The sequence below is a fragment of the Paraclostridium bifermentans genome (assembly GCF_964259345.1).
Taxonomy (GTDB): Bacteria; Bacillota; Clostridia; order Peptostreptococcales; family Peptostreptococcaceae; genus Paraclostridium; species Paraclostridium bifermentans_B.
Map to the genome: position 1 here is coordinate 420246 of NZ_CAXVJR010000002.1, position 18661 is coordinate 438906.

At 26.3% G+C, this 18661-nt stretch carries 20 protein-coding genes; 19 read left to right on the forward strand and 1 reads right to left on the reverse strand.

Annotation, left to right across the window (positions count from 1 at the left end):
* Positions 1–23: 23 nt before the first annotated feature.
* Together ACEXNK_RS06040 and ACEXNK_RS06045 are read left to right on the forward strand one after the other, a co-directional pair.
* Positions 24–719 carry a polysaccharide deacetylase family protein gene (locus tag ACEXNK_RS06040; RefSeq protein ID WP_373599505.1) on the forward strand — a complete coding sequence of 232 codons (696 nt, stop codon included), beginning with the start codon at positions 24–26 and terminating at the stop codon, positions 717–719.
* Between the two features lie 94 nt (positions 720–813).
* Positions 814–1137: a hypothetical protein gene (locus ACEXNK_RS06045; protein ID WP_373599504.1), complete on the forward strand. Its 324-nt coding sequence runs from the start codon at positions 814–816 to the stop codon at positions 1135–1137.
* A 20-nt stretch (positions 1138–1157) separates the two neighbouring features.
* On the opposite strand, the gene ACEXNK_RS06050 is transcribed toward ACEXNK_RS06045, so the two are convergent.
* Positions 1158–1319, reverse strand: coding sequence for a hypothetical protein (locus ACEXNK_RS06050; protein WP_373599503.1), 162 nt, complete (start codon positions 1317–1319; stop codon positions 1158–1160).
* Positions 1320–1538: 219 nt separating this feature from the next.
* Here ACEXNK_RS06050 and ACEXNK_RS06055 point away from each other — a divergent pair, with 219 nt between their 5' ends.
* From ACEXNK_RS06055 to ACEXNK_RS06135, 17 genes are all read left to right on the forward strand, one after another.
* Positions 1539–2132, forward strand: coding sequence for an anthranilate synthase component II (locus tag ACEXNK_RS06055; protein WP_373599502.1), 594 nt, complete (start codon positions 1539–1541; stop codon positions 2130–2132).
* On the forward strand, positions 2126–3466 hold the full coding sequence (pabB, locus tag ACEXNK_RS06060) for an aminodeoxychorismate synthase component I (protein WP_373599501.1): 1341 nt from the start codon (positions 2126–2128) through the stop codon (positions 3464–3466). The genes ACEXNK_RS06055 and pabB overlap by 7 nt, the downstream gene beginning before the upstream one ends.
* Positions 3456–4202, forward strand: coding sequence for an aminotransferase class IV (locus ACEXNK_RS06065; RefSeq protein WP_373599500.1), 747 nt, complete (start codon positions 3456–3458; stop codon positions 4200–4202). The genes pabB and ACEXNK_RS06065 overlap by 11 nt, the downstream gene beginning before the upstream one ends.
* On the forward strand, positions 4199–4864 hold the full coding sequence (locus ACEXNK_RS06070) for a hypothetical protein (protein WP_373599499.1): 666 nt from the start codon (positions 4199–4201) through the stop codon (positions 4862–4864). The genes ACEXNK_RS06065 and ACEXNK_RS06070 overlap by 4 nt, the downstream gene beginning before the upstream one ends.
* 27 nt (positions 4865–4891) lie before the next feature.
* Entirely contained in the window at positions 4892–5464 is a 573-nt protein-coding gene (gene folE / locus ACEXNK_RS06075; RefSeq protein WP_373599498.1) for a GTP cyclohydrolase I FolE, read from the forward strand.
* A gap of 10 nt (positions 5465–5474) precedes the next feature.
* Positions 5475–6266: a dihydropteroate synthase gene (folP, locus tag ACEXNK_RS06080; protein WP_373599497.1), complete on the forward strand. Its 792-nt coding sequence runs from the start codon at positions 5475–5477 to the stop codon at positions 6264–6266.
* Between the two features lie 8 nt (positions 6267–6274).
* Entirely contained in the window at positions 6275–6640 is a 366-nt protein-coding gene (gene folB, locus ACEXNK_RS06085) for a dihydroneopterin aldolase (RefSeq protein ID WP_373599496.1), read from the forward strand.
* The gene (gene folK / locus ACEXNK_RS06090; RefSeq protein ID WP_373599495.1) at positions 6633–7127 is read left to right on the forward strand and encodes a 2-amino-4-hydroxy-6-hydroxymethyldihydropteridine diphosphokinase; all 495 of its coding nucleotides are present in this window, start codon (positions 6633–6635) and stop codon (positions 7125–7127) included. Before folB ends, folK begins: the two co-directional genes overlap by 8 nt.
* Positions 7120–7896, forward strand: coding sequence for a 3-deoxy-7-phosphoheptulonate synthase (aroF, locus tag ACEXNK_RS06095; protein WP_373599494.1), 777 nt, complete (start codon positions 7120–7122; stop codon positions 7894–7896). The genes folK and aroF overlap by 8 nt, the downstream gene beginning before the upstream one ends.
* Positions 7897–8173: 277 nt before the next feature.
* On the forward strand, positions 8174–9991 hold the full coding sequence (dnaG, locus tag ACEXNK_RS06100) for a DNA primase (protein WP_373599493.1): 1818 nt from the start codon (positions 8174–8176) through the stop codon (positions 9989–9991).
* Positions 9992–10009: 18 nt separating this feature from the next.
* Positions 10010–11185: an RNA polymerase sigma factor RpoD gene (rpoD, locus tag ACEXNK_RS06105; RefSeq protein ID WP_373599492.1), complete on the forward strand. Its 1176-nt coding sequence runs from the start codon at positions 10010–10012 to the stop codon at positions 11183–11185.
* A 77-nt stretch (positions 11186–11262) separates the two neighbouring features.
* Complete coding sequence (locus ACEXNK_RS06110) at positions 11263–11949, forward strand: tRNA (adenine(22)-N(1))-methyltransferase (RefSeq protein ID WP_373599491.1); 687 nt, start codon at positions 11263–11265, stop codon at positions 11947–11949.
* Positions 11949–13046, forward strand: coding sequence for a Nif3-like dinuclear metal center hexameric protein (locus tag ACEXNK_RS06115; RefSeq protein WP_373599490.1), 1098 nt, complete (start codon positions 11949–11951; stop codon positions 13044–13046). Before ACEXNK_RS06110 ends, ACEXNK_RS06115 begins: the two co-directional genes overlap by 1 nt.
* A 56-nt stretch (positions 13047–13102) precedes the next feature.
* The gene (locus ACEXNK_RS06120; RefSeq protein ID WP_373599489.1) at positions 13103–14452 is read left to right on the forward strand and encodes a hypothetical protein; all 1350 of its coding nucleotides are present in this window, start codon (positions 13103–13105) and stop codon (positions 14450–14452) included.
* 23 nt (positions 14453–14475) lie between these two features.
* The gene (locus ACEXNK_RS06125; RefSeq protein WP_373599488.1) at positions 14476–14916 is read left to right on the forward strand and encodes a hypothetical protein; all 441 of its coding nucleotides are present in this window, start codon (positions 14476–14478) and stop codon (positions 14914–14916) included.
* Between the two features lie 65 nt (positions 14917–14981).
* Positions 14982–16550, forward strand: a complete 1569-nt coding sequence (gene murJ / locus ACEXNK_RS06130) for a murein biosynthesis integral membrane protein MurJ (protein WP_373599487.1) — start codon at positions 14982–14984, stop codon at positions 16548–16550.
* A 91-nt stretch (positions 16551–16641) separates the two neighbouring features.
* The gene (locus ACEXNK_RS06135; protein ID WP_373599486.1) at positions 16642–18621 is read left to right on the forward strand and encodes a fructose-1,6-bisphosphatase; all 1980 of its coding nucleotides are present in this window, start codon (positions 16642–16644) and stop codon (positions 18619–18621) included.
* Positions 18622–18661: the final 40 nt, after the last annotated feature.

An 18661-nucleotide genomic window follows, 5' to 3' on the forward strand; every position in this document is an offset into this window, starting at 1 on the left:
GACATTACGAAAGGGTGCATTTTATGCAGTTCATAAAAAACAAGTTATATTATATAGCCATAATTATTATAGTTTTTATAATAATTAGTTCAGGGCAAGTTTTTTCTATTAAAAATGAAGAAATATTTATAAAAAATGGGCCAAGAGATAAAAAGTATTTGGCTATAACTTTTGATGATGGACCACATCCGAAAGAAACTAATGAAGTATTAAATGTATTGAAAAAATATGATGTAAAAGCTACTTTTTTTATAGCAGGAAAGCATGCAAATTGGTATAGTGAGCCACTTATAAGAGCTAGTAAAGAAGGCCATGAAATAGGAAATCACACATTTAATCATCCAGATATATCAAACTTAGATAAAGCTCAATTAGAGGAAGAAATTATTAAATGTGAAGAAGTTATTGTTAAAATGACTGGAAAAAAACCTACTCTTTTTAGACCGCCATATGGAAGTTATAAAAAAGAAGAATTAGCTAAAGTTGCAAGTAAGCATGGCTATAAAGTAGTGTTGTGGACTACAATAGATACTAAAGATTGGAAAAATCCACAGGCATTCAAAATAGCAGATACAATAATAAATAATGCTAAAAATGGAGATATAATATTACTTCATGATTATGCAACAAATAATACTGTGGAAGCACTAGATATATTTATACCAGAAATGCAAAAACGAGGATATAAATTTGTTACGGTGTCTGAGTTATATAAATAATAAAAAATAATCTTAAAATATAAAGAAATATATACACTTTTTATCTTAAATTAATATTATATAATAAGACTATTTCTAAAAAAGGATGAAGTGTATGTATAATAAAATATTTGAAAGAAAAGAATTTATAATATTTCAGGTTAAGGAAGGTTATATAGCTTACAATACAAAAAAAGAGTTTAAGGATGGGCATACACACCTAAAGCATTTTAATGCAGCTAAAAAAGCTATAGACTTAGTCATAAATAAAAAAATACCTAAAAGCACTAATGTATACTATTTAACAAGTTTAATAAGATTAACAAATGATGATGGGTATGTAGAAAAAATTAATGAATTAATTGATGTAAGAAGTAAAAAAGGAAAAAAAGAAAAGTATTACAATGTAGGGTATAGATGGACGAAAAGGAGCTCATAGGCTCCTTTTTTATTTTATTATTAGTTTTTTAATACAGTATAATTGAAATATTTATTTTCTAAAATTAACAAAGAGGATATACCTTCTCGGTCAAACTGTTTTATTGTTTTTAAAGCTTCTTTTTTTGACATAGGAGAAGATATAGACTTTGTATCAGATCTTATTATAATATACTTATTCACAATAAAACCTCCTAAAAAATATAATTTTTAAGCTGTTGTACTTTAAGTAGTTTTTGTTTAATATTAATAAATATACATAATATATTCTTGCCATTTTCATCAAAAACGTCTATGTTGACATTGATTTCTCAAGAAATATATAATTAACTTGTAGTAAAAAAATATATAGACATAAAAAATAAGATATTTTGTAATTTATTAATGTAGAGGGGGTATTTTATGATACTAATGATAGATAACTATGATTCCTTTGTTTATAATTTAGTACAGTTTTTAGGAGAAATAGGAGAAGATATAATAGTAAAAAGAAATGATGAAATAACTATAAGGGAGATTGAAAAACTAAACCCTGAAATAATTGTATTATCTCCAGGACCATGCTCTCCTAAAGAAGCAGGAATATGCATAGAAGTTGTAAAAAACTTTAAAGGTAAAAAGCCTATATTAGGAATATGCTTAGGGCACCAAATTATAGGACATGCTTTTGGTGCTAAAATAATAAAAGCCAGTCAGCCTGTACATGGAAAAGTTCATGCCATAAATCATAATAATAGCGGAGTGTTTGAAAATTTAAATAATCCTTTAAATGTAACTAGATATCATTCACTTATAATTGATGAAAATACAATAAATGATGAACTTGAAGTTACTGCAAGAAGTAAGGATGGAGAGATAATGGGCGTAAGATGTAAGAACTATCATATAGAAGGTGTTCAATTTCATCCAGAAGCTATACTATCCGAGCAAGGTCATGACATATTAAGAAACTTTATAAAAAAATCTAGAGCTTGTAAGGAGGATAGCAAATGTTAAAACAAATAAATACTAATTTAAATGCGTTTGAAATATACTCTTTATTTAAAGAGGAAAAAAATAGTTTTATATTAGATAGTGGGATGGATGAAAAAAAATTAGGAAGATATTCCTTTATAAGCTCTAGACCATTTGAAATTATAAAATTAAAAAATACAAATGAAAATCCATTAGATTATCTTCAAAATAAATTAAGTAAATTTAAAGTTGAAAATAATACTGATTTACCGTTTATAGGAGGGGCAGTAGGATACTTATCTTATGATATAGGTAATTATATTGAAAAACTTCCTAGAACGGCTATAGACGATACAGGAGTGTATGATTTATATTTTGGTCTATATAATTTTGTAATAGTTGTAGATCACTTAGAATGTAAAACCTATATAGCTACACCAAATATAGATATAGAAAGAGAAAAAATAATAATTGAAGAAATAGAAAATATTATAATTAATTCAGAAAAAAAAGATATACAGGTTGAACATGAAGAAGTTATAGAGAGTAAATTAGTTTCTAATTTTAAAAAATCTGATTATATAGATTCTATTAATAAAATTAGAGAATACATAAAATCAGGAGATATATACCAAGCTAATTTAACTCAAAGGTTTGAAGGAACTACTAATTTATCTAGTTATTTTTTATATAAGAGATTAAGAGAAGTTAGTAAAGCTCCTTTTGCTGCTTATTTAAACTTTGATGAATATCAAGTATTGTCTAATTCACCTGAAAGATTTATAAAGTGTATAGATAGAAAAATTGAAACAAGGCCTATAAAGGGAACAAGACCTAGAGGTAATACTAAGGAAGAGGATATTAGATTACAAGAAGAATTGAAAAACAGTGAAAAAGATAAGTCTGAGCTTCTTATGATAGTAGATCTAGAAAGAAATGATTTAGGAAAAGTATCTAAAATAGGAACAGTTAAGGTACCTGAATTATTTGTAATAGAACCTTATGCTAATGTAAGTCATTTAGTAGCTACAGTAACAGGTGAACTTGAAGATTCTTTAGATAGCATAGATGTATTAAAAGCTACATTTCCAGGTGGATCTATAACAGGAGCTCCTAAAATTAGAGCTATGGAAATTATCGATGAATTGGAGCCAACACAAAGAAATGTATATACGGGATCTGTAGGGTATATAGGATTCAATGGAGATATGGATTTTAACATAGCTATAAGAACCTTAATAAAAAAAGATGAAAAAATATATTTTCAAGTTGGAGGAGGTATAACTTGGGATTCTAACCCTGAAGATGAATATCAAGAAACTTTAGATAAGGCTAAATCTATAATGGAGGCGGTAAAAGGATACTATGAAAAATAGTGTATCATTTAAGAGTGAATTAAGTAAATTTGGAATGGGATTATTTGAAACTATAAAAATAGAAAATTCAATACCTATTGAATTAGATCTTCATTTAGATCGTATGTATAATTCTATAGAAGAATTGAATTTAAATATAAGTGAAGATAAATACGATTTAAAATCTAAAATTTTAAGTTATATTGATGAAAATAATATAGTATACAAAGCTCTAAGAGTAACTGTATTTGATGAAGGATATAACATATCAACAAGAGATATAGTGTACAATAAAGAAATGTACAATAAAGGATTGAAATTGATGCTATCTACTAATAAAAGAGGAGATAGCATCTTATATAAGCATAAAACAACAAATTATTTTGAAAATATATATATTAAAAGGTATGCGTTAGAAAATGGATTTGATGATGCGATATTTTTAGATTATGAAAATAGAATATTAGAATGCAGTATAAGCAATATTTTCTTTATTAAAAACAATCAAATATATACTCCAAACAAAGATTTATCTATATTAAATGGAATAATGAAAAAAAGGATTATAAGATTATGTGGAGAATTAAAGATTAATATAGTAGAAACTGACATAAAAATAACAGATCTAAAAAATTTTGAATTTTGCTTTGTAAGTAACAGTTTAATGGGAATTATGAAAGTTGAGAAAATAAATGATATTAAATTCAAGCAAAACAATGATATTTTTAATGAGCTATGGAGTAGAATAATTAAATGAAAGAGTTTTTAAAATGTTATTATAAGGAATTAGAAAAACTTAAAAATGATAAAAATAATATTGCTATTTTTCAAGTTGGATCTAGTAAAAATCTAGATTTTACGAAGCTAAAAGAAAATATAAAAGATATAGATATATTCATTATATCTGAGCAAATTGAAGAGCAAATAAGATACACAAAGACAATATATGATATTGAATTAGATATAAATAAATTTTCTATTAAGCACGTTGATAAAATGATTGAAAGTAAAGAATATTTTTTTATAAACGAAATGAAAGATGCAAAAATTATATATGATAGATATAATATGGGAAAAAATGTTATAAATTTATCTAAAATTAAGTATGAAGAAGGCCCCGAAAAAATATCTAAAGAAAATTTATTAGTAATATCTACAACAATATATGATAATATATCTAGATTAAAGGAAAAAGACAAGTTTGAAAATTATGAATATGAGTTTTTGACGAATATATATTTAAAAGATATAATAAAGGGATACTTTATAATTAATAGTAAATGGATACCTAAAGATAAAAAAATTTTTAAATATTTAAGTGAAAATGAAAAAGACTTATTTAAATTAGCAAAAAAGGTCTGCGAAGATTATAATTACTATAATCTAGAAAAAGTATATAAATATGTATTTAATGATTAAATTATAAAAAATGAGGGGGTTAAATGTATGTATAATGTAGATAAGAAAAAGATAGAAAATGCTGTAAAAGATATATTGGAAGCTATAGGAGAAGATCCTAATAGAGAAGGATTAGTAGACACACCTAAAAGAGTGGCTAAAATGTACGAAGAAATATTCTCTGGAATACATAAAGACCCAAGAGATCATTTAAAAATATTATTTCAATCAGAGGAACATGAAGAACTAGTTTTAGTAAAAGATATACCTTTTTATTCATGTTGCGAGCATCACCTAGTTCCGTTTTTTGGAAAAGCTCATATAGCTTATTTACCTAGAGAGGGTAGATTAACAGGGCTATCTAAGTTAGCTAGAGTTATTGAAGACTTAGCAAAAAGACCACAGTTACAAGAAAGAATCACTAAAAGTACTGCAGATATAATAATGGAAGAATTAAAACCATATGGTGTAATTGTAGTATTAGAGGCAGAACATATGTGCATGACTATGAGAGGTGTAAAAAAACCTGGGTCTAAGACTATAACATCTGCAGTGAGAGGTATTTTTGAAAAAGACATAGCTGCAAGAGCAGAAGCGATGAGTTTAATAAACATGAGATAGGAGAGATTAAATGTTTGAATATGGCAAAAAAACTTATATAATGGGGATTTTAAATGTAACTCCAGATAGTTTTTCAGATGGTGGTGATTATACAGATATAAAAAAAGCTGTAGACCATGCTAAAAAGATGATTGAAGATGGGGCAGATATCATTGACTTAGGAGGAGAATCTACTAGACCTGGACATAAAAAAGTAGACGTTGATGAAGAATTAAAAAGAGTCATTCCTGTTGTTAAAGCTTTAAAAGAAGAATTAGATATAAAGATTTCTGTAGATACTTATAAAGCTAAAGTTGCAAAAGAGAGTCTAGAACTAGGGGTTGAAATGATAAATGACGTATGGGGACTTAGAAAAGACCCAGATATGGCTAGTGTTATAGCTAAATATAATGCATATGTTTGTATAATGCATAATCAAAATGGGACAACTTATGATAAAGACATAATAGAATCTATGAAAGAATTTTTATTAGAAAGTATAGAAATAGCTAAAAAATCAGGTATAGATGATAAAAAAATAGTTCTAGATCCTGGTATAGGTTTTGGAAAGACATTTGAACAAAATGTAGAGGTTATGTCAAGGTTAAGTGAATTAAAAACATTAGGTTACCCAATATTACTTGGTACATCTAGAAAATCTATGATTGGAAATATTTTAGATTTAGAACCTAAAGACAGAATTGAAGGAACGATAGCTACTACTGTTTTAGGTATAAAAGATGGGGTAGATATAGTAAGGGTACATGATGTATTAGAAAATATCAGAGCTATAAAGGTTACAGATGCTATATGCAGAAGGTAGGTGTTTTTATGGATAAAATCTTAATGAATAATATGGGGTTTTATGGATACCATGGAGTTTTTAAAGAAGAGAGTATTTTAGGACAAAAGTTTTTTATAGACATGGAACTGTATTTAGATACTAAAGAAGCTGGTTTAACTGATGATATGAATAAATCTGTTAGCTATGGAGAGGTTTATGAATTAGTAAAAAATATAGTTGAAAATAAAAGATTTAACTTGTTAGAAGCTCTATCAGAAAATATAGCTAAAGAAGTTTTAAAAGAATTTTCCTTAATAAAAGAAGTTATGGTTAGAGTAAAAAAACCTGAAGCTCCAGTGCCTGGTATATATGATTACTTTGGTGTGGAAATAAGGAGAAAGAGACATGAATAAAGCTTATTTAGGTTTAGGAACTAACATAGGAGATAGAGTGAATTACTTAAGCCAAGCTATTAAAATATTAGATTCTGAGAAAGATATAATTATAACTAAAAAGTCAAAATTATATGAAACTAAAGCATGGGGATATACAAATCAAGATGATTTTTTAAATATGTGTATAGAAATAGAGACGAAATTAAATCCTAATGAACTTTTGAAAAAGTGTCAAAACGTAGAAAAAGAATTGAATAGAGAACGAAAAATAAGATGGGGGCCAAGAACTATAGATGTTGATATATTATTTTTTAATGATATAATTTTACAAGAAGAAAATCTAGAAATTCCTCATCCTAGAATAGGAGAAAGAGCATTTGTATTAATACCACTTATTGATTTGAATGAAAAACTTAAAATAAATGAAATAAGTATAACAAAGTACCTAGAATCTTTGACGGCTGAGGAAAGAGAAGAAGTAAAGGAGTTTATAGGTAATGAATAAAAACCTATTTAGTGATAATTTAAAAATCAAAATAAATAACGAGTTACAAATACCAGATAATAAAATTGTAATGGCAGGACCATGTGCTATAGAAAGTTATGAACAACTTTTACAAACTGCAAAGTTTATAAAAGAAAAAGGCGCAAATATGTTAAGAGGTGGAGCTTATAAACCAAGAACGTCTCCTAAATCATTTCAAGGATTAAAAGAAGAAGGCCTTAAAATTTTAAGTGAGGTAAAAAAGGAAACTAATTTACCTGTTATAACAGAACTTATGGACTCTAGAGATTTAGATAAAGTTTATGAAGTTGCAGATATAATTCAAATAGGTTCTAGAAATATGCAAAATTTCACACTTTTAAGTGAAGTTGGAAAACAAGATAAGCCTGTAATGTTAAAAAGAGGAATAAGTTCAACTATTACAGAATGGATAGGTGCAGCAGAATATATTGCTATAGGTGGAAATAATAATATAATCATGTGTGAAAGAGGTATAAGGACATATAATGATTACACAAGAAATACCTTAGATATAGCGGCAGTTCCTATAATAAAAAAAGAAACGAACCTTCCTGTAATAGTAGATCCAAGTCATGCAACAGGAGTTAGATATCTAATAAAACCTATGTCTATAGCATCATTAGCAGCAGGAGCAGATGGAATAATGGTTGAAGTACATCCAAATCCTAGAGAAGCTTTATCAGATGGACCACAATCTCTTCATTTTGATGAATTTGAAGATTTAATGAAAAATATAAAAAATTTTTAAAAAAATAAAGAGGCTAACTGCCTCTTTTGTTTTTTAGTTAAATAATTATATTAAAATATTAAAAATTAGTATTGAAATTGCAATTATTATACAAAATAATAAAATGACATGTTTTTATAAAATTTTTAAAATAAAAAAATTAAATTTTAAAAAAAAATTTATGCAAAAAAGAAGGAATGATATAAAAAAAGTCGAATTATGTATAATGAACATTTGACAAATTTCTAATATATTGTAAAATAGTAATGTTAAAAAAATTACACCAGAAGGTGATAATATGAGTGATATAAAAGATACGATAGAAGAAATAAAATCTAGAACTGATATAGTAAAAGTAATATCAGATTACATTAAAGTACAGCAATCGGGAGCAAATTACAAAGGGCTATGTCCTTTCCACGGAGAAAAAACTCCTTCATTTTACATCAATACTTCAAAGCAAATATATAAGTGCTTTGGATGTGGAGAAGGTGGAGATGTAATTAATTTTGTTATGAAAATTGAAAATCTTGAATTTATGGATGCGGTCAAGTTATTAGCTAAAGATTGTGGAATTGAAATAAACACAAATATGGATGAGCAATCTAAAATCAGGATGGAAAAAATAAAAAGATTTCAAGATATAAATACCGAAGCTGCTAGATATTATTTTTCAAACCTAATTAAAGAAAAAAATTATGGGTATGAATACTTAAGAAGAAGAGGACTGGATGATAAAACTATAAAAAAGTTTGGTCTTGGATATGCGCCTAAGGCTTGGTCTAACCTTATGGACTATCTTATATCCAAAGGATATGAAAAAGACACTCTTGTTGAGTGTGGATTGGTTACATACAAAAAAGATGGAAATAAATATTATGATAGGTTTATCAATAGAGTAATTTTTCCTATATTTGATTATAGAGGTAATGTAATAGGATTTGGAGGTAGAGTTTTGGATGATTCTCTTCCGAAATATTTAAATTCTCCAGATACATTAGCATTTAATAAAAAATATAATTTATATGGATTAAATTTTGCTAGGAAAAATATATCAGATAGAACAATAATTCTTGTGGAAGGATATATGGACTTAATATCTTTATATCAATATGGAGTAAGAAATGTGTGTGCTACACTAGGAACTGCCCTTACACTAGAACAAGGGAATTTACTAAAAAGATATGTAGATACAGTTATAATTTCTTATGATTCTGATGATGCCGGTGTTAAAGCTACATTAAGAGCTATAGACATATTGGTAAGTGTTGGAATAAATGTTAAAGTGTTAAACTTAAAAGATGTTAAAGATCCTGATGAATTTATAAGAAAGTATGGTTTTAACGAATATAAAAATTCTATTGAAAATTCAATTCACTATATAAGATATAAAATAACTAAGTGCAAAAAAAATTACGATTTATCGAAAGATGAAGAAAGGCTAAAGTTTACTAAAGAAGCTACAAATATAATCAAAACTTTAAAAAGTCCTGTAGATATAGACTATTATATTAATTTCTTGAGTTCAGAAAGTAATATAAGTATAGAATCTTTGAAAAAAGAAGTGTATGGTAAAAATTACAATCCTAAATATAATGAAAATTATAAAAAAGATAAATATTTTAAGCGAGATGAAAATGCTTATAAAAAACCTAAAATAATAAATAATGGTAATGAAGTTATAGAAAAAACTTTAATAAAAATATTATTAGAAAATAAAGAAATTAGGAAGTCTTCAATTCTTAAATTAGATGAAAATGATTTTATCTTAAAAGAAGATAAAGAAATTTTAAATTTTATAATTAAAAATGAAGAATTGGATAAAATAACTATTGACAAAATGAAAAGTTTAAACTTATCCGAAAAATATATTAAAGATTTGGAAAATTTAAACCTAGAAAATATTGAAATTTATGATTCTAAGAGCATAGAAGAAATAATTAAAAAAGTAAAAAGAAACAAGCTTCAAAATGATATAGATAATTTATTAAAGAAGCAGATGGAACTAGAAAAAAACAAGGATAATGAGAATTCAAATGCGAAAGAGGTAGATGTACAGGTTATGGAAATTGCTATAAAAATAGTTGAACTAAGAAGAATGTTACAAAAAATATAAATGAAGGGAGGTTTGAGAATGGAAACTAAAAAACCAAAAAAAGAATCTAAAAGAGTAACAGCAAAATCACTTATAGAAAAAGGGAAAAAACAGGGTAGCCTTACGCTTATGGAAATAATGGAGGCTTTTGCAGAAACAGAACTTGATAAAGATCAAGTTGAAAATTTATATGAAACATTAGGTAATTTAGGAATAGAAGTAATTCAAAAGAAAGAAGAAAAAGCTGATGCTGATATAGAGTTTAATTCAGAAGATGGAGATGTATCTAATTTAGAAGATATAGATGATACTATAGATGATGATATGTCTAAAGAAGAAAATACTATGGAAATAGAGCAAATAGACTTAACTTTACCTAAAGGGATAAGTATAGATGACCCAGTTAGAATGTATCTAAAAGAAATAGGTAAAATACCTTTACTTAAACCTCATGAAGAAGCAGAACTTGCAAGAAGAATGCATGAGGGAGATGAAATAGCTAAACAAAGATTAGTAGAAGCAAACTTAAGACTAGTTGTAAGTATAGCTAAGAGATATGTTGGAAGAGGTATGTTATTTTTAGATTTAATTCAAGAAGGTAATTTAGGTCTAATAAAAGCAGTAGAAAAGTTTGACTATACAAAAGGATTTAAGTTTAGTACTTATGCTACATGGTGGATAAGACAAGCTATAACTAGAGCTATAGCAGACCAAGCAAGAACTATAAGAATACCTGTTCATATGGTTGAAACTATAAATAAATTAATAAGAGTATCAAGACAATTACTACAGGAGCTAGGTAGAGATCCAAAACCTGAAGAAATTGCTAAAGAAATGGATATGACGGAAGATAAAGTTAGAGAAATAATGAAAATAGCTCAAGATCCTGTATCTCTAGAGACTCCTATAGGAGAAGAAGAAGATAGTCATTTAGGAGACTTTATACCGGATGATGATGCACCAGCACCAGCGGAAGCAGCAGCATATTCACTATTAAAAGAACAAATAGAAGAAGTTTTAGGATCATTAAATGAAAGAGAACAAAAAGTTTTAAAATTAAGATTCGGACTTGAAGATGGACGTGCTAGAACACTTGAAGAAGTTGGAAAAGAATTTGATGTAACAAGAGAAAGAATTAGACAAATAGAAGCAAAAGCATTAAGAAAATTAAGACATCCAAGTAGATCTAAAAAGCTTAGAGATTACTTAGATTAATATAATTAATATAAAAATTCGTCTATATATAGGCGAATTTTTATATATTCAAAACATAGGTGAAAGGAAGACAAAATTTGAAATTAACAGATAGATTATTAAAGATAGCAAACCTTGTGAGTGAAGGAAAGAGAGTTGCGGATATAGGTACAGACCATGGATATATTCCAGTATACCTTCTAAACAATAATAAAATAGATTATGCTATATTAGCTGATGTAAATAAAGGACCTTTAGACAATGCAAAAAAAGAAGTTAATCATAATAACTTAGAAGATAAGGTAGATTTAAGGTTAGGATCAGGGCTTGAGGTTTTAAATGAGAATGAAGTAGATGAAGTTATAATAGCTGGTATGGGAGGAATCCTTATAAGTGAGTTATTAGAGGCTAAAAAAAGTGTTGCACATACTGTTGATAAACTGATATTACAACCTATGCAAGCACAAAATGAACTTAGAAAATATTTATATAATAATGGATATGAAATATTAAATGAGGTATTAGTTAAAGAAGATTTTAGAATATATGAAATAATCGAAGTTAAGTATACAGGTAAAAACACTAATTTTGAAAATGACATATACTACGAAGTAGGAAAAAAGTTAATAGACAATAAAGATGAATTATTAACTGAGTTTATCCATAAAAAAATAAACGCATATGAGGGAATAATAAATAAGCTAGAAGGGAAAACAGGAGAGGCCATAGAGGCAAAAAGAAAAACTGTTATAGAGGTTATAGAAAAACTTAAGGGGTTGATCTAATGAAGCTAAAAACATTATTGAAAAAAATAGAAAGTAAATATCCTTTAAACTTAGCATATGAATGGGATAACGTAGGTCTTATAGTAGGAGATTATGAAAAAGAAATTAAAAAAGTTATGACAGTACTAGAGGCTAATGAAAAGGTAATTAATGAAGCTATAGATAAAGATATAGACTTAATAATAACTCATCACCCATTTATATTTTCTAAAATTAATAAATTAACAACATCTAATTTAAAAGGGAAGTTAATACATAAATTGATAAAAAATGATATAGCTATATATTCTATGCATACTAATTTTGATATAGCATTTGATGGACTAAATGATTATTTTGTTGAAATGTTAAATATTGAAAATGTAGGGATACTAGATAAAACTAAAAATGAAACATTGTATAAACTAGCGGTGTATGTACCTAAAACTCATGTAGATGTAGTTAGAACAGCTCTTGGCAATGCAGATGCAGGACATATAGGAAATTACAGAGAATGTTCATTTACTACTGAAGGGGAAGGTAGATTTAAGCCTTGTGAAGGAGCTAATCCATATATAGGAAGTGAAGAAGCTTTAGAAAGTGTTAATGAAGTAAAAATAGAAACAATAGTTCCTCAGAGAATATTGGATAAAGTTATAAGTGCCATGATAAAAGCTCATCCTTATGAAGAAGTTGCATATGATTTATATAAATTAGAAATAAAAGGTGAAAGTGTGGGACTTGGTAGGTATGGAAAATTAAAAGAATCTATGAGCTTTAAAGAATTAGGTATGAAACTTAAACGTGAATTGTCTATAAATCATTTAAGGATAGTTGGAGATTTAAGTGATAAGGTTGAAAAAGTTGCTATAGTTACAGGTTCTGGAGCTGATATGATAAAAAAGGCTTATAAACATGGATGTGATGTTTTAATTACAGGAGATATGAAGTATCATGATGCTCAAGATGCATTAGATATGGGAATGAAAGTTATAGACTGTGGACATTTTGATACTGAAAAGGTATTTGCAGACATAATGTTTAAGTACTTAAGCCGAAATTTTGATATAGATATTATGAAAAGTGATGTAAATTTAAATCCTTTTGATATAATATAGTTATGATTAATAGCCTTAAGAAAATCTTAAGGCTATTTAAACTATGGAGGAACAATATGAAATGTGAAAATTGTGATTTAAAATGTGATAACAACAATTATTGCAAAATTGATGGCCATTATATAAATGAATATGGAAACGATAAAATTAAAATTGTTCATGAAAATATATGTAATGACTGTGGTGAAATAAATAAAGCTGGAAATATATATTGTAATAGATGTGGAAACAAACTATCTATATTAAAACAAGTAGAAAAAAACAAATATAATATTAAAGATTTATACGAAAAGGGTAATACAATAGGTAATATTAAATCTTATATAAATAGAATTGATTTAAAAAAGAAAGCAATACCAGCAATTGTATCTATGCTTTTGTTAATAATTATAGCTATATTTATAAAATTATTAATAAGTATAATGGGGTTAAGTATAAACAAATATATCAACATATTTAGTATAGTTTTAGGTTTAAACTTAGTTCCTATAAATTTAGTGTCATCCTCAGTTATAGGAGTTGGAAATGTAGATATAAGCCTAGGATTGATAATTTACTTGGTAATTCCGTTTATATGTATTGGTGTAAGTAATGTTATACTTATAAATAAAGATTATATAAAAGAAAACGAAATTTTTAAGGATGTTTTTACAATAAGTATAATATATGGACTACTATTAGGATTTATATCTTTTTTAGGTAAAGAATTTATAAATGTTAATGTAAATGAGTATTATAGTATGTCTATAGTTATCAAATATAGTTTTTTGAACAGTGTTATAAATGGTATTATTATATCGGTTTTACCTACATACATAGTTTTATTTAATAAAACAAAACCTAAATTAAAGAAATTTAAAGTTATAAATAGAGTTTTAAAAACTATAGGATTAATATATTTATCAATTTTAGTTATTTTGGCAATGAGTTTGATTTTTAACAATACATATGGAGGAAACGATAGTATAAGCAAGTTTGTCAATATAACTCAAGTTGGAGGATATATTCTTCAAGCTGTTAATTTAATACCTATTGTTGTACTAAATACAATAATATCTATATTTAATATAAGTGATATTAGTATATATTTGAATGAAAATTTAAACTTACTTATTTATTCCATGATATTACTTACTATAATTATACTAATTATTACAGGGTATGATATAAAAAATAAATTTAAAGATAAGAAAGTTATAAAATATTTTTGTATGTGCTATTCTATTATTATAGGAAGTATAGTATATTTAAGCAAAATTGATACAAGTGGAAGCTTATCATTATTAGAACTTCAAAATTATGAAACATATTCTTACATAGGATCAAGTGTTATTGTAGGTATTATAATAGCTTTTTTATACAGTTATATTGTAATTTTATTAGGGTACAAACTTAATAATGAATAGTAGGTTGATATAAGGAGAAGTTTATGCACAATTTTAAAGATAGAATAAACAAAAATAAAGAAAAAGTTGAAATCATCAAAGAGTTAAATAAATTAAATGATATTATTGAACAAGCTAATAGTGAAAAAGTAAAGATATTTGTAGAGGCTGGAATAGAAATACATAAAAAGATAAGAAAAAAAGAGATTACTCAAGATTGTATAATTGGCTTATTTGAAGGTATAAGTGAAATAGATAAGACTATATATGAAGCTAATTTGGAAATTAATAAAATTACGTTAAAAAATGAAATGATTTGCGAGTGTGGAAATAGAGTAGATGTTGAGAATAATTTTTGTTGTATATGTGGTAAAAAAATAGACTATGAAAAAAATACTATTAAGTGCCAGCATTGTTTTAGTGAAATAGATGAAAATTCTATATATTGTGGTTGTTGTGGTCAAAAAATAGTAAAAGATATATAATAAAGGGGATGCTAAATGCATCCTTTTATATTTAGATTAAGAATTTACAGGAAGAAGGAAGGAATATGTCAAAAGCTAAGAAATCAGCGGTGATATTGATGTTTATAACTCTAATATCAAAGGTAACGGGCTTTTTTAGAGATATAATTTTAGCTCAGAAATTTGGAGCTAGTATTATAACTGATGCTTATATAACGGCACTTAACATACCTGTTGTTTTATTTACAGGAATAAGTGCATCTTTAGGAACTACTTATATTCCTATGTTTTTTAACATTAAAGAGACAAATGGAGATGAAGAAGTTAATAAGTTTACAAATAATATTTTAAATATAATTACAATTCTTAGTTTAATAACTATAGTTGTAGGGATTATATTTGCACCATATATAGTTAAAATATTTGCTATGGGATTTAAAGGTGAAGAATTAGAAATAACAACAAAATTTGCTAAAATACTTATGCCGTCTATAATATTTATAGCTATAAATGGGTTGGTGTCATCTTATTTGTTAGCAAATGGAAGGTTTTATATATCTGGATTAGTTACAATTCCATTTAATATAATATGTATAATTGCAATAATAATAGGTAGTTATACAAGTTCGTATATTATGGTATGGATTACTTTACTTGCATATATAGCTCAACTTATATTTCAAATACCTTTTTTAAAGAAAAGTGGATATAAACATAGCTTAACAATAGATTTTAAGGATGAGAATGTAAAAAAAATAATTTACTTAATTTTACCTGTATTTCTGGGTTCGTATGTAAATCAAATAAATAGTGTAATAAATAGGACGTTAGCATCTACTTTAGATACAGGTAGTATAACTGCTCTTAATTATGCTAATAAACTTAATGTATTTGCAGTTGGAATACTTGTTATATCTATTTCTACGGTTATGTATCCGATGCTTTCTAAATATGCTAGTCAAAATAATATAAAAGCTTTTAAAAGCAGTTTAATTAGATGTATAAATTTAGTTCTAATTATTATGATTCCGGTTATGTTTGGGACTATGATATTTTCAACACCTTTAGTAAAATTTTTATTTGAAGGAGGTTCATTTGATAGTAGAGATACTTATTTAACATCTAGTGCGTTATTATTTTACTCTCTTGGTATGGTGGCATTTGGAATAAGAGATATATTATCTAGAGGGTTTTATTCTCTACAAGATACAAAAACACCGGTAAAAAATGCAATTGTTGCAGTAGTTGTAGATATTATATTTTCCATTATATTAGTTAAAATTATGGGTATAGGAGGGCTTGCGTTATCTTCTTCGATATCTGTTATATGTGGGGCTCTGTTACTTATGAAATCTTTAAGGAAAAAAGTTGGAAGATTAGGTATTAAGAGTAGTATAGTAACGTTTTTAAAATCATTTATAGCTTCTATAATTATGGGGATTATAGTTAACTATTTATACAATTTTATCTTTTTACTGTTAAAAAATAGTATGGATAGGGAAAAATACATAATACTTGTATCTTTAATAATATCAGCTACGGTTGGAGCTATGATATATTGCATTTTATGTGTATTATTTAATATAAAAGAAGTTAAAGAAATATTATATCAAATTAAATATAAAATTTTATGTGTTATAAAAAAAGCAAGATGATACATCTTGCTTTTAGTTTTATAAAAAATATATATATTATGGTATAATTAAATATATATAAATACAAATAGTTTTAATTAGGGGTGAAAAAATGAGCCTAGAAATATCAGAAAAAACATGCAAAGATAATATAAAATATTTAAAGTTGCTGTCTAAACAGTATCCTACAATATCTCAAGCATCTACAGAAATTATTAAGCTAGAATCTATACTGAATTTACCAAAAGGAACAGAACATTTTTTATCAGATGTACATGGAGAGAGTGAGCCGTTTGTACATGTACTAAAAAATGGATCTGGCGTGGTTAAACGAAAGATAGAAGAGTTATTTGGGGATTCACTTATGGAAAGTGAAAAAAAGACTTTAGCTACTTTAGTTTATTATCCAGAGCAAAAACTAGAAATAGTTTTAAAAGAAGAACAAAATATAAATGATTGGTATAGAGTCACATTGCATAGGATTGTAGAATTATGCAGGTACGCATCTACTAAGTATACAAAAGACAAAGTAAGAAAATATTTACCAAAAGAATTTGCCCATATAATTGAAGAATTATTAAATACAGATTGTAATATAGATCATAAGAAAAAATACTATCAACAAATCATAAATACTATAATTGAAATAGATAGATCTAAAGAATTTATAATTGCAATCTCTAAACTTATTCAAAGGTTAGTTGTAGATAGATTACATATAATAGGTGATATTTACGATAGAGGTCCGAGACCGGATATTATAATAGATACTCTTATGGATTATCATAGTGTAGATATACAATGGGGAAACCACGATATTTTATGGATGGGGGCAGCAGCAGGACAAAAGGTATGTATAGCTAATGCATTGAGAATATCAGCTAGGTATGCTAATTTAGACATAATAGAAGATATCTATGGAATAAATCTTCTTCCTTTAGCTACATTTGCATTAAATGCATATAAAGACGATCCGTGCACTACATTCTTGCCTAAAATATCTGATGGAGAATATAATAAGAGTGAAATATCTTTAATAGCTAAAATGCATAAGGCTATTTCAATAATTCAATTTAAACTTGAAAGTGAAGTTATAAAGAGAAGACCTGAGTTTAAAATGAATCATAGAATTTTATTAGAGAAAATAAATTATGAAACTGGTACTATAAATATTAATGGTAAAGAATATAAATTAAAAGATGATAACTTCCCAACTATAGATCCATCTAATCCTTGTAAATTAACTAAGGATGAAGAAGTAGTGATAGAAAAATTAAAATCATCATTCATAAATAGTGAAAAATTGCAAAAACATACATCTTTTTTATTTTCAAAAGGAAGTATTTATTTAAATTGCAATTCAAACCTTTTATTCCACGGATGTATACCTTTAAATGTAGATGGATCATTTAAAAAGCTTACTATAGATAATGTTGAGTATAGCGGTAAATCGCTTATGGATAAGTTTGATTTATTAGCTAGAGAAGGTTATTTCCATAGTCATGGGAACAAACAAAAAGAATATGGAATGGATATAATGTGGTACTTATGGACAGGAGAAGCATCTCCACTATTTGGAAAAGATGATATGACTACATTTGAAAGATATTTTATAAAAGAAAAAGAAACACATAAGGAAAAAAAGAATGCATATTTTGAATTTAGAGATACTGAAAATATGTGTAATATGATATTTGAAGAATTTGGATTGGATAAAAAAGAATCTCACATAATAAATGGACATGTACCTGTTGAATGTAAAAAAGGAGAGAATCCTATAAAAGCAAATGGGAAGCTAATAGCAATTGATGGAGGCTTTTCTAGAGCATATCAACAAAAAACAGGTATTGCTGGTTATACACTTATATACAATTCGTATAGTCTTCAATTAGTATCACATCAACATTTTACAACTACAGAACAAGTTATAATAGAAGAAAGCGATATACTTTCTACAACTTCTATAGTAGAAAGAAATATAAATAGAAAATATATAAGAGATACTGATTCAGGAAAAGAAATCTCAGAAAATATAAATGATTTAAAATTACTTTTAATGGCTTACAGAAAAGGTATAATAAAAGAATCATAAAAAAAGAGGTAATGTTTAATTAAACATTACCTCTCTTTTA